Origin of the sequence: Gordonia sp. GONU (genome assembly GCF_024733855.1) — a bacterium.
Taxonomy (GTDB): domain Bacteria; phylum Actinomycetota; class Actinomycetes; order Mycobacteriales; family Mycobacteriaceae; genus Gordonia; species Gordonia amicalis.
In genome coordinates, this window is the sequence record NZ_JANRHB010000001.1 from 179324 (window position 1) to 193751 (window position 14428).

General features: G+C 68.5%; 15 protein-coding genes. 9 read left to right on the plus strand and 6 right to left on the minus strand.

The annotated features are described in order from the left end of the window. Window positions 1–10: 10 nt before the first annotated feature. Both NWF34_RS00810 and dut read right to left on the minus strand, forming a co-directional pair. Entirely contained in the window at window positions 11–880 is an 870-nt protein-coding gene (locus NWF34_RS00810; protein ID WP_258324048.1) for a DUF3710 domain-containing protein, read from the minus strand. Window positions 881–956: 76 nt separating this feature from the next. Then, on the minus strand, window positions 957–1427 hold the full coding sequence (gene dut / locus NWF34_RS00815) for a dUTP diphosphatase (protein WP_024498520.1): 471 nt from the start codon (window positions 1425–1427) through the stop codon (window positions 957–959). Window positions 1428–1450: 23 nt separating this feature from the next. Between dut and NWF34_RS00820 the strand changes: the two genes are divergently transcribed. Then, entirely contained in the window at window positions 1451–2005 is a 555-nt protein-coding gene (locus tag NWF34_RS00820; protein WP_024498519.1) for a DUF3093 domain-containing protein, read from the plus strand. Window positions 2006–2122: 117 nt separating this feature from the next. On the opposite strand, the gene NWF34_RS00825 is transcribed toward NWF34_RS00820, so the two are convergent. After that, window positions 2123–2422, minus strand: a complete 300-nt coding sequence (locus NWF34_RS00825; protein WP_006436496.1) for a DUF4193 domain-containing protein — start codon at window positions 2420–2422, stop codon at window positions 2123–2125. Between the two features lie 473 nt (window positions 2423–2895). On the opposite strand from NWF34_RS00825, the gene cei reads away from it, so the two are divergent. Next, window positions 2896–3588 (plus strand): envelope integrity protein Cei, encoded by a 693-nt coding sequence (cei, locus tag NWF34_RS00830; RefSeq protein ID WP_024498518.1) that lies wholly within the window; start codon window positions 2896–2898, stop codon window positions 3586–3588. Between the two features lie 19 nt (window positions 3589–3607). Here cei and NWF34_RS00835 read toward each other — a convergent pair whose 3' ends face one another. After that, a complete protein-coding gene (locus tag NWF34_RS00835; RefSeq protein WP_024498517.1) occupies window positions 3608–4504 on the minus strand; it encodes an inositol monophosphatase family protein in 897 nt (298 codons plus the stop codon). Between the two features lie 129 nt (window positions 4505–4633). Between NWF34_RS00835 and ppgK the strand changes: the two genes are divergently transcribed. From ppgK to NWF34_RS00855, 4 genes are all read left to right on the plus strand, one after another. Further along, entirely contained in the window at window positions 4634–5422 is a 789-nt protein-coding gene (ppgK, locus tag NWF34_RS00840) for a polyphosphate--glucose phosphotransferase (protein ID WP_024498516.1), read from the plus strand. Between the two features lie 55 nt (window positions 5423–5477). Then, window positions 5478–7025: an RNA polymerase sigma factor gene (locus NWF34_RS00845; protein ID WP_081712414.1), complete on the plus strand. Its 1548-nt coding sequence runs from the start codon at window positions 5478–5480 to the stop codon at window positions 7023–7025. 420 nt (window positions 7026–7445) lie between these two features. Then, a complete protein-coding gene (locus NWF34_RS00850) occupies window positions 7446–8447 on the plus strand; it encodes a sulfite exporter TauE/SafE family protein (protein ID WP_024498514.1) in 1002 nt (333 codons plus the stop codon). Window positions 8448–8647: 200 nt separating this feature from the next. After that, on the plus strand, window positions 8648–8854 hold the full coding sequence (locus NWF34_RS00855; RefSeq protein ID WP_006436490.1) for a hypothetical protein: 207 nt from the start codon (window positions 8648–8650) through the stop codon (window positions 8852–8854). A 94-nt stretch (window positions 8855–8948) separates the two neighbouring features. Here the strand turns inward: NWF34_RS00855 and NWF34_RS00860 are convergent, their stop codons facing one another. Then, complete coding sequence (locus tag NWF34_RS00860) at window positions 8949–10703, minus strand: DEAD/DEAH box helicase (protein WP_024498513.1); 1755 nt, start codon at window positions 10701–10703, stop codon at window positions 8949–8951. A 298-nt stretch (window positions 10704–11001) separates the two neighbouring features. Here NWF34_RS00860 and NWF34_RS00865 point away from each other — a divergent pair, with 298 nt between their 5' ends. Next, window positions 11002–12318: a YihY/virulence factor BrkB family protein gene (locus tag NWF34_RS00865; RefSeq protein ID WP_024498512.1), complete on the plus strand. Its 1317-nt coding sequence runs from the start codon at window positions 11002–11004 to the stop codon at window positions 12316–12318. Window positions 12319–12339: 21 nt separating this feature from the next. On the opposite strand, the gene NWF34_RS00870 is transcribed toward NWF34_RS00865, so the two are convergent. After that, on the minus strand, window positions 12340–12612 hold the full coding sequence (locus tag NWF34_RS00870; RefSeq protein ID WP_024498511.1) for a DUF3039 domain-containing protein: 273 nt from the start codon (window positions 12610–12612) through the stop codon (window positions 12340–12342). Window positions 12613–12758: 146 nt separating this feature from the next. On the opposite strand from NWF34_RS00870, the gene NWF34_RS00875 reads away from it, so the two are divergent. Then, window positions 12759–13199: a DUF3099 domain-containing protein gene (locus NWF34_RS00875; protein ID WP_024498510.1), complete on the plus strand. Its 441-nt coding sequence runs from the start codon at window positions 12759–12761 to the stop codon at window positions 13197–13199. A gap of 289 nt (window positions 13200–13488) precedes the next feature. Then, window positions 13489–14427: a sigma-70 family RNA polymerase sigma factor gene (locus tag NWF34_RS00880; RefSeq protein ID WP_174324729.1), complete on the plus strand. Its 939-nt coding sequence runs from the start codon at window positions 13489–13491 to the stop codon at window positions 14425–14427. Window position 14428: the final 1 nt, after the last annotated feature.

The window sequence follows — 14428 nt, forward strand, 5'->3', positions numbered from 1 at the left end:
CGCAGCGGATTCAGCGACGACGGAAGAAGCGCTGCATCGCCGAGCCCGACGACGGCGGCAGCGGGGCGTCGTCCTCGGGGTCCGGGTCGGCGGTGACCGACGGATCGTCGTGGCCGCCCGAACCGCCCTCGGCCGGGGCGTCGGTATAAGTGTTCTCGCCGTAGACCGCGGCGTGCGCCACCTGGTCCAGCGCTCCCCCGGCGACGGCCTCCGACTCGTCGTCGGAGCCGGCCACCTCGCCGGTAGGTGTCTGGGGTCCGCCCGGGGCCTCCGCGCCCGCCTCCGCCTCGGCGAAGATCTGCTGCTGGGCGGCGGCCACCTGATCGGCGAGGACCGGCGGCAGGACGATCGGAAGCGGTTCCCGCGGCGGGTGCGGATCCGAACCGCGACGCACGACGGTCTCGGCCAGCACGGCACGACTCAGGCGCGCGAGGTCCTCGGCGCTCTCCGACGGCCCGCTACCGACACAGCGCACCAGCCACCGGGGGCCGTCGACGCCGATGAAGCGATGCGTGGCGCCCTCGACCTCGGCCACGACCTCCCGGCCCCAGTGGCCGTCCTCGATGCTGGTCGTAGCGCCGCCGTCACGCAACGACTCGGCCAGTTCGCGGACCACCTCGCGCCACGTACCCGGCGACTTGGGCGCCGCGAACGCACTCACCGAGATCCGGCCGATCGGGGTGACCAGATAGACGTTCTGCGGCTGGTGCGCCTCCGACATCTCGACGGTGACCTGCCCGCCCTCGACCACCGGGACGAGCACCGACCCCAGGTCGAGGTGGGAGTTCTCCAGCTCGTGGGGTTCCGTCGCGAGGGCGTCGATGTCGTAGGGGCCCAGTGCCTGACCGACCCGCAGTTCATCCGAACCGTTCTTCGTCATCGTCTACTCCTCGTCAATCCGCGTTCCGTGTGAACAGTAATCGACGCGGCGTCGGACCGACCTCGGCGTGTCGTGCTCAGCTCAGGATGGCGTGGCCGCCGCTGGATCCGTATCCGCCGTCGCCGCGGCTGGTGTCGTCGAGTTCCTCGACCTCGACGAAATCGGGAAGCTCGACGCGCTGCACGATCAGCTGCGCGATCCGGTCACCGCGCGAGATGGTGATGGACTGCTCGGGGTCGAGGTTGATCAGGCACACCTTGATCTCCCCGCGGTAGCCCGCGTCGACGGTGCCCGGGGTGTTGACGATGGAGAGGCCGGCGCGCGCGGCCAGTCCGGAGCGCGGGTGGATCAGGCCGACGGTGCCGAACGGCAACGCGATCGCGATCCCGGTACCGACCAACTGACGTCGTCCCGCCGGCAGTTCCAGGTCGATCGCCGAGCACAGGTCCACGCCCGCATCCCCGGGATGTGCTCGGGTGGGCAACGGCAGATCGGGGTCGAGTCGACGTACCGCGATGGGCGGCAGAGGGGGAAGAGCTGTGGTCACGCACGCAGACTACGCTGGTCACCGTGACCGCACCCCAATCGCCTGACAACACCGGCGGCACGTCGGAGAATCCGGCGGCTCGCCGGGACGCTGGTTCCGCGGACCTCTTCGACGAGCGTCTCACCGTGCCGTGGTGGTGGTGGCTGGCCGCCGCCGTCGTGACCGGTGTGGTGGGCTACGAGATCCAGTTGTCCGCCCACGGCAGCAAGTGGAGCGTGATCGGCTACGTCGTCACCGCGATCCTCAGCGTCCTGGTGCTGTGGTCGATGAGCCGTACCCGCGTCCGGGTGACCGCCGACCGCGAACTCCAGGCACATCGCGCCCGCCTGCCGCGGGCCGTCGTCGCCCGCGGGGCCTCCATCCCGGCGACCGCCAAGAGTGCCGCCCTCGGCCGTCAGCTCGACCCCGCCGCCTATCTGGTGCACCGCTTCTGGGTGAAGACGATGGTCCTCGTCGTACTCGACGACCCCGACGACCCGACCCCCTACTGGCTGGTGTCCACCCGGCGCCCCGCCGAACTGCTGGCCGCCCTCGACCTCCCGGATGCCGCGGCCGACCGCCCGTCGGCAGGCGCCTGACCGATCGACCCGCACCCCCATACGACGAAGGGGCCGCGCCTGATGGCGCGGCCCCTTCGTCGTCAGGCCCTGTGGGTCAGGGAGTCGTCGTTCACTTCCGCGGGTGTCCCGCGGATCTCATGCGCAGTCGACGCAGATCAGCGAGTTGCCGTTCTCCTCCGCCAGCCGGCTGCGGTGGTAGACGAGAAAGCAGCTGGTACAAGTGAATTCGTCGGCCTGCTTCGGGACGACCCGAACCGACAGCTCTTCGCCGGAGAGGTCCGCACCGGGCAGCTCGAAGGACTCCGCGGTGTCGCTTTCATCCACGTCGACCGCCGCGGACTGCGCCTCGCTGCGGCGGGCCTTCAGTTCCTCGAGCGAGTCTTCGTTGAGGTCCTCGGCCTCGGTGCGTCGTGGCGCATCGTAATCAGTAGCCATTGTGTGCCTTACTTGTTCAGAGAGTGAGGGGGCGCTCTCGGTTCCGGCTCGTGGCCGTCACCTGAGGGTGTGCGCACGACTCCGCCGGGATTGTCTTGCCGGTGGGGTCACTACAACGTCGTCTCGAGCACGATTCGTACCCAAGAATCCGGCGTATTGTGTGACTTCGGTCACGATTTGATGTCGGCTGCACCCCGAGGCTGGAAGCGCGGGCGCCCGAAGAATAGACCATGCCCGGTCAATCGTCAATGTGGCAACGCGAACTCGTCCGGAATCTCGCGATTCAGGCAGGTCGGACGCCTCGGAGACGGCGAGACACGGCTCCCGCGGCGAGGCTCGCACCCACCGTGGGATCGACCCTCTAGAGTGTTGCGGAGATTGCGCGGGGCGTCGCTCCCGGTGAAGTACATCCGCTCGAGCAGTGCGCCCACGGCGTGGTCGAGTGGGAAATCCCAGTGAGGAGTCGTTCCACGGTGGTCTCGAAGATTACGACCGGCTACCCGACCGACGAACAGGGCCGCCCGTATCCGCGGCGCCGGTACGCCCCGGCGATCATCACGGTGGTGGTCCTGCTGGTCCTCGGCGTCGTCGTCTGGGCGATCGTCCTCGGCGGCGACAACAGCGAATCGGTCCCCACCGCATGCAATCAGCCCACTCCGTCGACCGCGGTCGAACCCGGCGCACAACAGCCGGCCGAACCGCCCGTCCTCACCCAGGTCCCGCGCGACGAGATGCTGGAGGTCGCTCCGGCCGCACTGTCGACCTTCCAGGTCCGGGTCCTCAACGCATCCGAGGAACGGGGCGCTGCCCGGTCGGTGTCCGAGGACCTCGCGGCGCAGGGATTCACGCCGGCCGCCGACACCCCGTTCGCCGACGATCCCGTCTACGCGAACCGAGATCTCAACTGCGTGGCGCAGATCCGGTTCGGGCCCGCCGGCCGTGCCGCCGCGGCGGCGACCTGGCTCGCGTTCCCCTGCGCCCAGCTCGTCGACGACGGACGCCGTGGCACCGGGGTCGATGTCGCCCTCGGCACCTATCACTCGGGCGGCGAGCTCTCCCAGGACGCGCAGGCGACACTCGAGGCGCTGCGGTCGGCCGACCCCAAGAACCCCGAGACCGGCGCCGATCCCGCGTTGGTGAAGGCGGTCCACTCGGCTCCGTGCTGAATCGGCCCCACCGACCCCGCTAGGTCAGCGGTTCCCGGGCCCCGGCCCCATCGAGCAGGGCGAGGAACTCGTCGGCGATCCCCGGCGCCACCGCCACGGTGATGTGCCCCTCGTCCGCGCGCGAGTCCGGTGGCGGCGTCACCACGACCGCACCCGCCTCGGCGGCGATGAGACCACCGGCCGCCCAGTCCCAGGGACTGAGACCGTGCTCGTAATGAGCGTCGACGGCGCCGGAGGCCACCATGCACAGGTCGAGTGCCGCGGCACCGATCCGCCGGATGTCCCGCACCCGCGGGAGCAGGTCCGCGACGATCCGTCCCTGCGCGCGCCGACGGTCCGCGGCATAGCCGAAACCGGTTGCCACGAGGGCGAGTTCCGCACGATCGACGGGGTTGCACCGCAGCGGTACGCGCAGGCCGTCGCCGTCGGCCACCCAGGCACCGCCACCGAGGGTGGCGCCATAGACCACCTCGCGCGCCACGTCGACGACGACACCGGCGACCGAGCGGCCGTCGACCTGCGCGGCGACCGACACCGCGTAGGCCGGGACCCCGTACATGAAGTTGACCGTGCCGTCGATGGGGTCGACCACCCAGCGCACTCCGGACGGGACGGCGCGACTCCCACCGTGCTCCTCCCCCAGGACCTCGTCGGTGGGCCGGGACTCGTGCAGGCGCTGCCGGATCAGCCGTTCGGTCTCGGTGTCGGCGACGGTGACCGGGTCGGTTTCCGTCGACTTCGTCGAGACGGGGTTCACGGCGGCCGAATCGACGGGTGCCGCGTCCGCTGTCGGCGGCGTTGTCGCACCGAACAATTCGGGTCGGCGGCGGCGCACGTGGGCGGCCGCCTCCTGCGCCACGTCCACCGCGATGGCGGCCAGTTCGTCCACCGGAATTGTCTGATCCACGTGTTCCATGTCAGCACATCGGCGGCCGGGGCCGCTCACCGGTGACGTGAAGTGCCGCATCCGGAGGATGCCGCGCGGGCGGCTGCGGGCGCCGATAGCCTGGTGTCGATCACCGCCGGCCCGGAAGGGGACTCCGCCATGACCGAAACGCCCGCCACCGACGATTCGCCGTCACCCACTCATCTGGGCTTCGGCGTCGACGTCGGCGGCTCCGGAATCAAGGGCGGCATCGTCGATCTCGACTCCGGTGAACTCGTCGGCGATCGATTCAAGGTGCTCACCCCGCAGCCGGCCACCCCGGAGGCGGTCGCAGCCGCCGTCGCCGAGGTCGTCGCCCATTTCGACTGGGCGGGTCCCGTCGGCATCACCCTGCCGGGCGTGGTCACCGAGGGCATCATGCGGACCGCCGCCAACATCGACAAGGGGTGGATCGGTACCGACGTCTACGAACTGTTCAGCCGGCACCTCGGGGGTCGCGCGGTGTCGGTGCTCAACGACGCCGACGCGGCCGGGATGGCGGAGGACGCCTACGGCGCCGGCAAAGGTGTCGACGGCGTGGTGATGTTGCTGACGTTCGGCACCGGCATCGGGTCGGCGATCCTCATCAACGGCAACCTCGTGCCCAACACCGAGCTGGGCCATATGCAGGTCGGCAAGAAAGAGGCCGAGCACCAGGCGTCCTCGCGGATCAAGGAGGAGAAGGGTTGGTCCTACGAGAAGTGGACCGAGAAGGTCTCCGACGTGCTGAAGGCCTACGAGGCACTGTTCTGGCCCAAGGTGTTCATCGCCGGCGGCGGCATCAGCCGCAAGGCCGACAAGTGGATCCCGCTGCTCACCAACCAGACCCCGGTCGTGGCGGCCACGCTGTTGAACACCGCCGGGATCGTCGGCGCGGCGATGGCCGTCTCACAAGGCCTCAAAACCTAGGCCGCGCCTGGATTGACCAGGGCTTTGTCACATCGGACCGGCCGATGTCGTTACAATGGTCGTCACCGGTCATCTGAACCGAGAAACCAAGCCCTTGTCCACGGCGGCTCGTGCTGCCGTGTCACGTCTCACAAGACTCGACAAAGACACCGCAGAAGAGAAGTTCGAAAGGTTGTACGTGGCAGCCATCAAGACCCGCCAGGGGGACGCCGAGGCCGACGAGACCCAGTCGACCACCGCCTCGACCGAAGCCCCGGCCAAGCGGACCGCCAAGAAGGCTGCGAAGAAGACCGCTGCCCGTAAGGCGCCTGCGAAGAAGGCAGCAGCGAAGAAGGCCACCAAGAAGGCAGCCCCCAAGAAGGCTGCCAAGAAGGCCACCTCCGCCGAGGGTGTGGACAACACCGACGCCGAGCCCGACGATCCGGACTCGATCGACGACATCGACGGTCCCGACGCCGATCTCGAGGACGTGGAGATCGACGACGACCTCGAGGTCGACGACGAGGACGACGCCGAAGACTCCGACGACGAGGACGAGGAAGCCGAAACGGCACCCGCCGGCGCCAAGACCCCGGCCAAGGAGTCGGCGAAGACCGAACCCGCCGCCAAGTCCGGCGACTTCGTCTGGGACGAAGAGGAGTCGGAGGCACTTCGCCAGGCCCGCAAGGACGCCGAGCTCACCGCGTCGGCCGACAGCGTGCGTGCCTACCTCAAGCAGATCGGCAAGGTCGCCCTCCTCAACGCCGAGGAAGAGGTCGAGCTGGCCAAGCGCATCGAAGCCGGCCTGTTCGCCACCGAACGTCTTCGCCGCATGATGGACTCCGGCGAGAAGATCAGCACCGCGCAGAAGCGCGACCTGAACTGGATCTCCCGTGACGGCAACCGTGCGAAGAACCACCTGCTCGAGGCCAACCTCCGACTGGTCGTCTCGCTCGCCAAGCGCTACACCGGCCGCGGCATGGCGTTCCTGGATCTCATCCAGGAGGGCAACCTCGGTCTGATCCGCGCGGTCGAGAAGTTCGACTACACAAAGGGTTACAAGTTCTCGACCTACGCCACGTGGTGGATCCGCCAGGCCATCACCCGCGCGATGGCCGACCAGGCCCGCACCATCCGCATCCCGGTGCACATGGTCGAGGTCATCAACAAGCTGGGCCGGATCCAGCGTGAACTCCTCCAGGACCTCGGCCGCGAGCCGACGCCCGAGGAGCTCGCCAAGGAGATGGACATCACCCCGGAGAAGGTGCTGGAGATCCAGCAGTACGCCCGGGAGCCCATCTCTCTCGACCAGACCATCGGCGACGAAGGCGACAGCCAGCTCGGCGACTTCATCGAGGACTCCGAGGCAGTCGTCGCGGTCGACGCGGTGAGCTTCACTCTCCTCCAGGACCAGCTGCAGTCGGTGCTCGAGACGCTCTCCGAGCGCGAGGCGGGTGTCGTGCGTCTGCGCTTCGGTCTCACCGACGGCCAGCCGCGCACCCTCGACGAGATCGGCCAGGTCTACGGCGTCACGCGTGAGCGCATCCGCCAGATCGAGTCGAAGACGATGTCCAAGCTGCGCCACCCGTCGCGGTCGCAGGTCCTCCGGGACTACCTGGACTAGTCACGCACTCTCCGTCGCCCCCGTTGCCGTCACTCGGCGACGGGGGCGAACGCGTTGTCGGGGCCGAATTCCGGGTTCGCAGATCGAGCAGGGCATGTCGACTTCTGTCAAGGGTTGTACGCGGAGAGATTCCGAGACGGGCCGACAGATTCTGTTTCCGCAGGTTGCTGCGTACGCTGACCCGGTGCCGTATGCGTTGACGTCGTCCGGGAGCAGCCCCCATGGTCCCCTCTCGGCGAGTGGTCCCCTTCTGGTGACCCGCCCCGCCGTCGATCTGCTGCGGGTGGCCTCGATGCTGTGTCGCTGATGCGACCGACCCCACCCGGGACCGTCCTGTCCCCACCCGTCATCGCGAGCCCTTCGTGCGCTCGTCCCAGCCTCGGCGCGCCCTGACCGCGTGCCAGCCCCGAAAGATCCTCCATGAGAACGATTGTCCTGATCGGCCTCGTCGGCCTCGCCGCCCAACTCGTCGACGGCAGCCTCGGTATGGCCTACGGCGTCACCACCACCACGCTGCTCCTCGCGATCGGCACCAACCCGGCCGCGGCGTCGGCCACCGTCCACCTCGCCGAGATCGGCACCACGCTGGTGTCCGGTGTCTCCCACTGGAAGTTCGGCAACGTCGACTGGCGCGTGGTCCGCCGCATCGCCATCCCGGGTGCCATCGGCGCCTTCCTCGGTGCGACGATTCTCGCCAATCTGTCGACCGAGGCGGCCGCACCCCTCATGGCCGTCATCCTGCTGCTGCTCGGGCTCTACATCCTGATCCGTTTCACCTTCCAGGGCATCCCCCGACACAACCTCGGCAAGCCGCTGCGCAAGCGCTTCCTGAGCCCGCTGGGCTTCGTCGCCGGCTTCGTCGACGCCACCGGTGGCGGCGGCTGGGGGCCGGTCGGTACCCCGGCGATCCTGGCCAGTGGCCGGCTCGAGCCCCGCAAGGTGATCGGTTCGATCGACACCAGTGAGTTCATCATCGCCGTCGCTGCCAGCCTCGGCTTCCTGTTCAGCCTCGGCTCCCAGGGCATCAACTTCGCGTGGGTCGGTGCCATTCTCGTCGGCGGTGTCATCGCGGCCCCGATCGCCGCCTGGCTGGTCCGCCACATCCCGCCGCGCCTGCTCGGCGCCTCGGTCGGCGGCCTCATCGTCCTGACCAACACGCGCAGCCTGCTCAAGAGCGACTTCATCGACGCCCCCGGCGGTGTGCGGAACATCTTCTATGTCGTCATCGCCGTCGGGTGGGCGGCCGCCTTCGCCTACTCGCTCCGCGAATACCTGCGCGACCGCGAGAACGAGTCCTCCGACGCGATCACCCACTTCCGCGAGGAGCAGGAGGTGGCGCTCGTCGGCGCCGACACCGATGCGCAGGTGCCGGATGCGGACTCCGATGTCGCCGGCTCCCAGTCGCCGACCCCAGCCGGCTGACAGCAGCCTGAAACGGTTTCCGGCAGACGTTGTCACATTGTTGCCCGAGGTAAACGGTGAGTGACGACACACCGATGGCACCTGCCGGAACAATACGAACCCGCCGAACGTCTGACAGAGTGAGGTTGACGCATCGCCCGGATGTGTCGGCTCGAAGGGAAGGCGACCGGACACCGGCGCCGGACCGGGACGGAGGAACCATGACTGACATCGCCACCACAGCCCCGATCTACCTGCCGCTCACCGCCGCCGATCGCTGTGATCGCTGCGGCGCAGCAGCCAAGGTACGTGCCGTCCTGCCCAAGGGCGGCGAGCTTCTCTTCTGCCGTCATCACTTCAACGAGCACGAAGCGCGCCTGGTGGAGCTCAGCGCCACCGTGGTCGAAGCCGCGGGCGAACTGGTCTGACACTCGTCATGGCCTGACGGGCGACAGCCACAGACGAAGAAGAACCCGGCCGGATCATCCGGCCGGGTTCTCTCGTGTTCGGGTCCGGTGCCGGTCAGCGCCACGTCCGCAGAGCGGCAATGCGTTCCTTGAGCTGCTCGGCGCTGGCCATCGCCGTCGGCGGACCACCCAACCTGGTTCGGAGCTCGTTGTGCACCATGCCGTGCGGCTTGCCGGTGCGGTGATGGTGCATGGCGACCAGGGTGTTGAGTTCCTTGCGCAGCGCGTGCAGGTTCTCCCCGGTGGTGCCGGGACCGCGCCCGGGCTCCGGTTGTTCGGACGCGGACTCCGCCGCGGGGGCCGACGTCCGGGACACGACCTGCTCGGCCTGACGCTTCTGCAGGAGTGCCCGCACCTGATCGGCGTCGAGGAGCCCCGGCAGGCCGAGATAGTCCGATTCCTCGTCGCTGCCGGCGAAGGTCGCCGTGCCGAACGACGCGCCGTCGAAGATGACCTGGTCGAGTTCGGCGTCGGCGTGCAGCGACTGGAACGCCGGCTCGTCCTCCCCCGGTTCGTCCTTCTGTTTGTTCGCATCGATCAACAGCTGATCGTCGAGACCGTCGCTCTCGCGGTGCGGCTTGCCGAGGACGTGGTCGCGCTGGGCCTCCATCTGGCTCGCGAGGTCGAGCAGCACCGGGACGGACGGCAGGAACACGCTCGCGGTCTCGCCGGGGCGCCGCGACCGCACGAATCGACCGATCGCCTGCGCGAAGAACAGCGGCGTCGACGAGCTGGTGGCGTAGACGCCGACCGCGAGCCGCGGCACGTCGACGCCCTCGGACACCATGCGCACCGCGATCATCCACTCGTCCTTCGACGCGGAGAACTCAGCGATCCGCGACGACGACTTGGGGTCGTCGGAGAGGACCAGGGTCGGCTGCTTGCCGGTGATGGCGGTAAGCAGTTCGGCATAGTCGCGGGCGGTCGACTGGTCGGTCGCGATGACCAGACCGCCGGCGTCGGGCATGCCGCTGGCACGCAGCTGGCCGAGTCGGGTGTGAGCGGCGGTGAGGACCGCGGGGATCCAGTCGCCGTGGGGATCCAGGGCGGTCCGCCAGGCCCGGGCGGTGTGCTCGGCCGACAGCGGCTCACCAAGCCGAGCGGTGAACTCCTCACCGGCGCTGGTCCGCCAGCTCGCCTCACCCGAGTACGCGAGGAACACCACCGGACGGACGACGCCGTCCTTCAGGGCGTCGGCGTAGCCGTAGGTGTGGTCGGCCTTGGAACGCTGGTTTCCGCCGGGTTCGGGCTCGTAGACGACGAACGGGATCGGCGAGTCGTCGGAGCGGAACGGCGTACCGGTGAGCAGCAGTCGGCGTTCGGCGTCGTCGAAGGCCTCGCGGATCGCTTCGCCCCACGACTTGGCGTCGCCGCCGTGGTGGATCTCGTCGAGGATCACGAGGGTCCGCCGGTTCTCGGTGCGGACCCGGTGCTTGGTCGGGTGTGCCGCGACCTGGGCGTAGGTGAGGACCACGCCGTGGTAGTCGGAGCTGGTCTGACCGGCCGAGTTGGAGAAACGCGAATCCAGTGCGATACCCACGCGCGCGGCCGCCTCCGCCCACTGGTGCTTGAGGTGCTCGGTCGGCGCGACGACGGTGATCTGCTCGACGGTGCGGTCGTCGAGCAACTCGCGGGCGACCCGTAGACCGAACGTCGTCTTACCGGCACCGGGGGTCGCCACCGCGAGGAAGTCCTTCGGCTTGCGCGTCAGGTACTTGGTGAGTGCACGGCGCTGCCACGCACGCAGCTGAGGCCGGTTGGGGGCCGCGGCATCGGTCCCGGCGCTGGTGGAGGGTTCGGCTGACGTCACGTGTGTGCTGCTCCTGACGGCGTACGGATTCCCTACCGGGCATGAAATGACCCCTCGCGTTGGGAGGACCCGCGCCGAAGGGGACCCGGCAATCGTACCGCCGGGGCCGCCCCGCCCCCGCATCGCGACACCCCCTCGTCGCGGCTCGCCGACAGCCGCGTGCGCATCCCCGCGTGGTCACTCCGAACGACGCGCCTGGTGACCCGGGTACCCTTCCGGGCCCTTGATCGGGGATATTGAACTCATCACAACGCGAAAGAGGAACCCGGTACCGCTGGCCGGCGACGCGACGTCGCCGGTGGCTGCCGTGTGTCCGAATCCGTCGAACGCCGTGACCGCGCCGCTCGACGCCGGTCAACGCGACACCAGTCCACTCGACACCACGTTTCGGACTCCTCGCCGGCCCGCCCCGTTCGTCGGGGACACCTCGGCGTCCGGCGACACCGCTCCTGCATCACGAGACGTCCCCGTCATGCCCGAATCCCCCAGGACGACGACCGGAGCGGAGAAGCGGGCGGAGCCCGAGGACGCCGAGAAGGAGGCGAAGCCCGAAGGCGTCGACGAACCCGTCCCCGCGAGCCGCGCGAAGGCGCCCGACTCCGACGGCACCGAGGACGAACCCGGCCCCCCGGTACTACCCAACATCCACCGGGTGGTGTGGCGCACGATCGTGAAATCCTGGGACGACGGGATCATCGGTTGGGCGGCGCAGGCCGCGTTCTGGCAGGCGCTCTCCCTGCCCCCGCTACTGCTCGGGCTCCTCGGCTCGGTCGGTTACGTCGCGGGCTGGTTCGGTCCCGGCACCGTCGACATCGTCTACGACCGCATCATCGAATTCGCGCAGCGCACCTTCACCGAGACCGTCGTCGACGACCTGATCACCCCGACCGTCGACAGCGTGCTGGGCCGGGGCCGCATCGGACTCATGTCGGTGGGTTTCATCCTGTCGCTGTGGGCGGGCTCCTCGGCGATGTCGTGCTTCATCGCCTCGATCGCGAAGGCGCACGACCAGCACGAGGTCCGACATCCGGTGTGGCAGCGCTTCTTCGCGCTGTTCCTCTATGTCGGCTTCCTCTTCGTGGCGGTCTTCCTGCTGCCGCTGGTCGCCCTCGGACCGAACTATCTGCGGGCCATCGTGCCCGCGTCCTGGGGATCGTTCGTGACCACACTCATCGACTACGGCTACTTCCCGTTCGTCGCCGTCCTGCTGCTGTTCGTCCTCACGACGCTCTACCACCTGGCACTGCCCAATCCGCTCCCGTGGCACCGGCTCATCGGCGGCGCGATCGTCGCGGGCGTCTTCTTCTGGGTCGCCAGCTACGTCTTGCGCATCTACCTGACGAAGATCACCGAGGCCGGCGTGTCCTACGGTGCGCTGGCGACGCCCATCGCCTTCCTGCTGTTCACCTTCTCGCTCGGCTTCGGCATCGTCATCGGCGCCGAGTTCAACGCGGCGGTGCAGCAGTTCTGGCCGGCCAAGGCGTCCACGACGACCCAGGTCCGGCATTGGGTCAACTCGCAGACCTCCGACATCACCGGTCAGCTCAAGACGATCCCCGACCGGCTGTCGTCGGGACCGATCCGCCGGCCCACGCGTGACCGCGGGAGCGACTGACCGGTCCCGGCGCCCGCTCGGCTATTTGCGCAGTTTGGCGTAGATCTTCTTGCACTTCGGGCACACCGGCGAACCCGGCTTGGCCGCCCGGGTCACCGGGAAGGTCTCGCCGCAGAGCGCGACCACGTGGCTGCCCATCACGGCGCTCTCCGCGATCTTGTCCTTCTTGACGTAGTGGAAGAACTTGGGCCGGTCGTCGTCACTGCTGTCGGTGGCGTCGGCTTCGGACCGCTCGTCGGTCTCGGTGTCGGTCCACTCGTCGAGATCGGGGCGTTCGATGGTTTCAGTTGCCATTGCTCTATTGTGCGTCACCGGGGCACCCGGGGCACAGAGAGGCCGCTGCGCATCCGGCACAGGGCGGCGCCCGGGCCCGGAATCCGTGAGTGCAAAGAGCAACCGAAAGTGGGACAGTGGAGAGGGTGTTCGAACAAAGGGATTCCATGGGCGCGAACGGCAATGAGCCGCACGGCCACCACGAGGACTCGAAGCGCTTCGGCAGGTCGGAACATCCGGCCGTGCCCGCCGAGACCTTCCTGATCACCGACGCCCAGGACTCCCTCGAGGCGCAGCAGAAGGCCCGTGTCCGCAAGTACCTGATCATGATGGCGTTCCGCGTCCCCGCGCTGATCATCGCCGGCGTCGCCTACTCGCTCACCGGTTCGGGGCTTCTTGCGCTGGCCATCGTCGCCGTCTCCATCCCGCTGCCCTGGATGGCGGTGCTCATCGCCAACGACCGGCCGCCGCGCAAGCGGGGGGAGGTACCTCTCTACAAGTACGGCGCCGATCATCACGTCGTCGGCCCTCCCGCCCTCTCGCGCACCGAACAGCAACTCCCCCACCGCACCGTCGACGGTCACGTGGTCGACCCCGACGACGACTGAGTCACCGTCGATCCCGACGACCGACGGGGCGGGACCGCAGCGGGTTCCCCCGCGGCCCGACATCTCAGCAACTTCTCAGCCGTCCCTGCGAATCGGTGAAAGTCTTCGCAGGTCACCAAGCCTCCTCCGGGTTTGCGACGAATCACTTTCGGGAACTATCGCCAACGCATGGACGTTGGACCCAGTGAACGTATTCAAGTCAGGAGGCCGCATGTCACGCTCGACAGTTGCACGTTCGACCCCGACCACAGGTTTCGCGGATCCGTCCGCCCCGGGCACCCGCCCGGCGATGACGGAACAGGATCTCGACGCCCAGTCGCCCGCCGCGGACCTCGTCCGCGTCTACCTCAACGGGATCGGACGCACCGCTCTCCTCAACGCAGAGCAGGAGGTCGAACTCGCCAAGCAGATCGAGGCCGGCCTCTACGCCAAGCACGTCCTGGCAACCAAGAAGCGCCTCTCGGCAACCAAGAAGCGCGACCTGGCGACCATCGTCCGCGAGGGTGAGGCCGCACGGTCCCATCTGCTCGAGGCGAATCTCCGTCTCGTCGTCTCGCTGGCCAAGCGCTACACCGGTCGCGGAATGCCGCTCCTCGACCTCATCCAGGAGGGCAACCTGGGTCTGATCCGCGCCATGGAGAAGTTCGACTACGCGAAGGGCTTCAAGTTCTCGACCTACGCGACGTGGTGGATCCGCCAGGCGATCACCCGCGGCATGGCCGACCAGAGCCGCACCATCCGGCTCCCCGTCCATCTCGTCGAGCAGGTGAACAAGCTCGCCCGCATCAAGCGGGAGCTTCATCAGCAGCTCGGTCGCGAGGCCACCGACGATGAACTGGCCAGCGAGTCGGGCATCCCGGCCGAGAAGATCGCCGATCTGCTCGACCACAGCCGCGACCCGGTGAGCCTGGACATGCCGGTCGGCAGCGACGAGGAGGCCCCGCTCGGCGACTTCATCGAGGACGCCGAGGCCACTTCCGCCGAGAACGCCGTCATCGCCGGTCTGCTGCACTCGGACATCCGTGCGGTACTGGCGACCCTGGACGAGCGCGAACAGCAGGTCATCCGGATGCGCTACGGCCTCGATGACGGTCAGCCGCGCACCCTCGATCAGATCGGCCGCATGTTCGGGCTGTCGCGCGAGCGCGTGCGACAGATCGAGCGCGAGGTCATGGGCAAGCTCCGCGCCGGCGATCGTGCCGAGCGTCTGCGCGCCTACGCCAGCTGAC

What these genes read in the sequence shown, in the direction of transcription:
- NWF34_RS00810 (WP_258324048.1), bottom strand. Translation starts at nt 880, where the DNA reads ATGACGAAGAACGGTTCGGATGAACTGCGGGTCGGTCAGGCACTGGGC.
- NWF34_RS00825 (WP_006436496.1), bottom strand. Translation starts at nt 2,422, where the DNA reads ATGGCTACTGATTACGATGCGCCACGACGCACCGAGGCCGAGGACCTC.
- NWF34_RS00835 (WP_024498517.1), bottom strand. Translation starts at nt 4,504, where the DNA reads ATGGAACACGTGGATCAGACAATTCCGGTGGACGAACTGGCCGCCATC.
- ppgK (WP_024498516.1), top strand. Translation starts at nt 4,634, where the DNA reads ATGACCGAAACGCCCGCCACCGACGATTCGCCGTCACCCACTCATCTG.
- NWF34_RS00845 (WP_081712414.1), top strand. Translation starts at nt 5,478, where the DNA reads ATGGTCGTCACCGGTCATCTGAACCGAGAAACCAAGCCCTTGTCCACG.
- NWF34_RS00850 (WP_024498514.1), top strand. Translation starts at nt 7,446, where the DNA reads ATGAGAACGATTGTCCTGATCGGCCTCGTCGGCCTCGCCGCCCAACTC.
- NWF34_RS00855 (WP_006436490.1), top strand. Translation starts at nt 8,648, where the DNA reads ATGACTGACATCGCCACCACAGCCCCGATCTACCTGCCGCTCACCGCC.
- NWF34_RS00870 (WP_024498511.1), bottom strand. Translation starts at nt 12,612, where the DNA reads ATGGCAACTGAAACCATCGAACGCCCCGATCTCGACGAGTGGACCGAC.
- NWF34_RS00875 (WP_024498510.1), top strand. Translation starts at nt 12,759, where the DNA reads ATGGGCGCGAACGGCAATGAGCCGCACGGCCACCACGAGGACTCGAAG.
- NWF34_RS00880 (WP_174324729.1), top strand. Translation starts at nt 13,489, where the DNA reads ATGACGGAACAGGATCTCGACGCCCAGTCGCCCGCCGCGGACCTCGTC.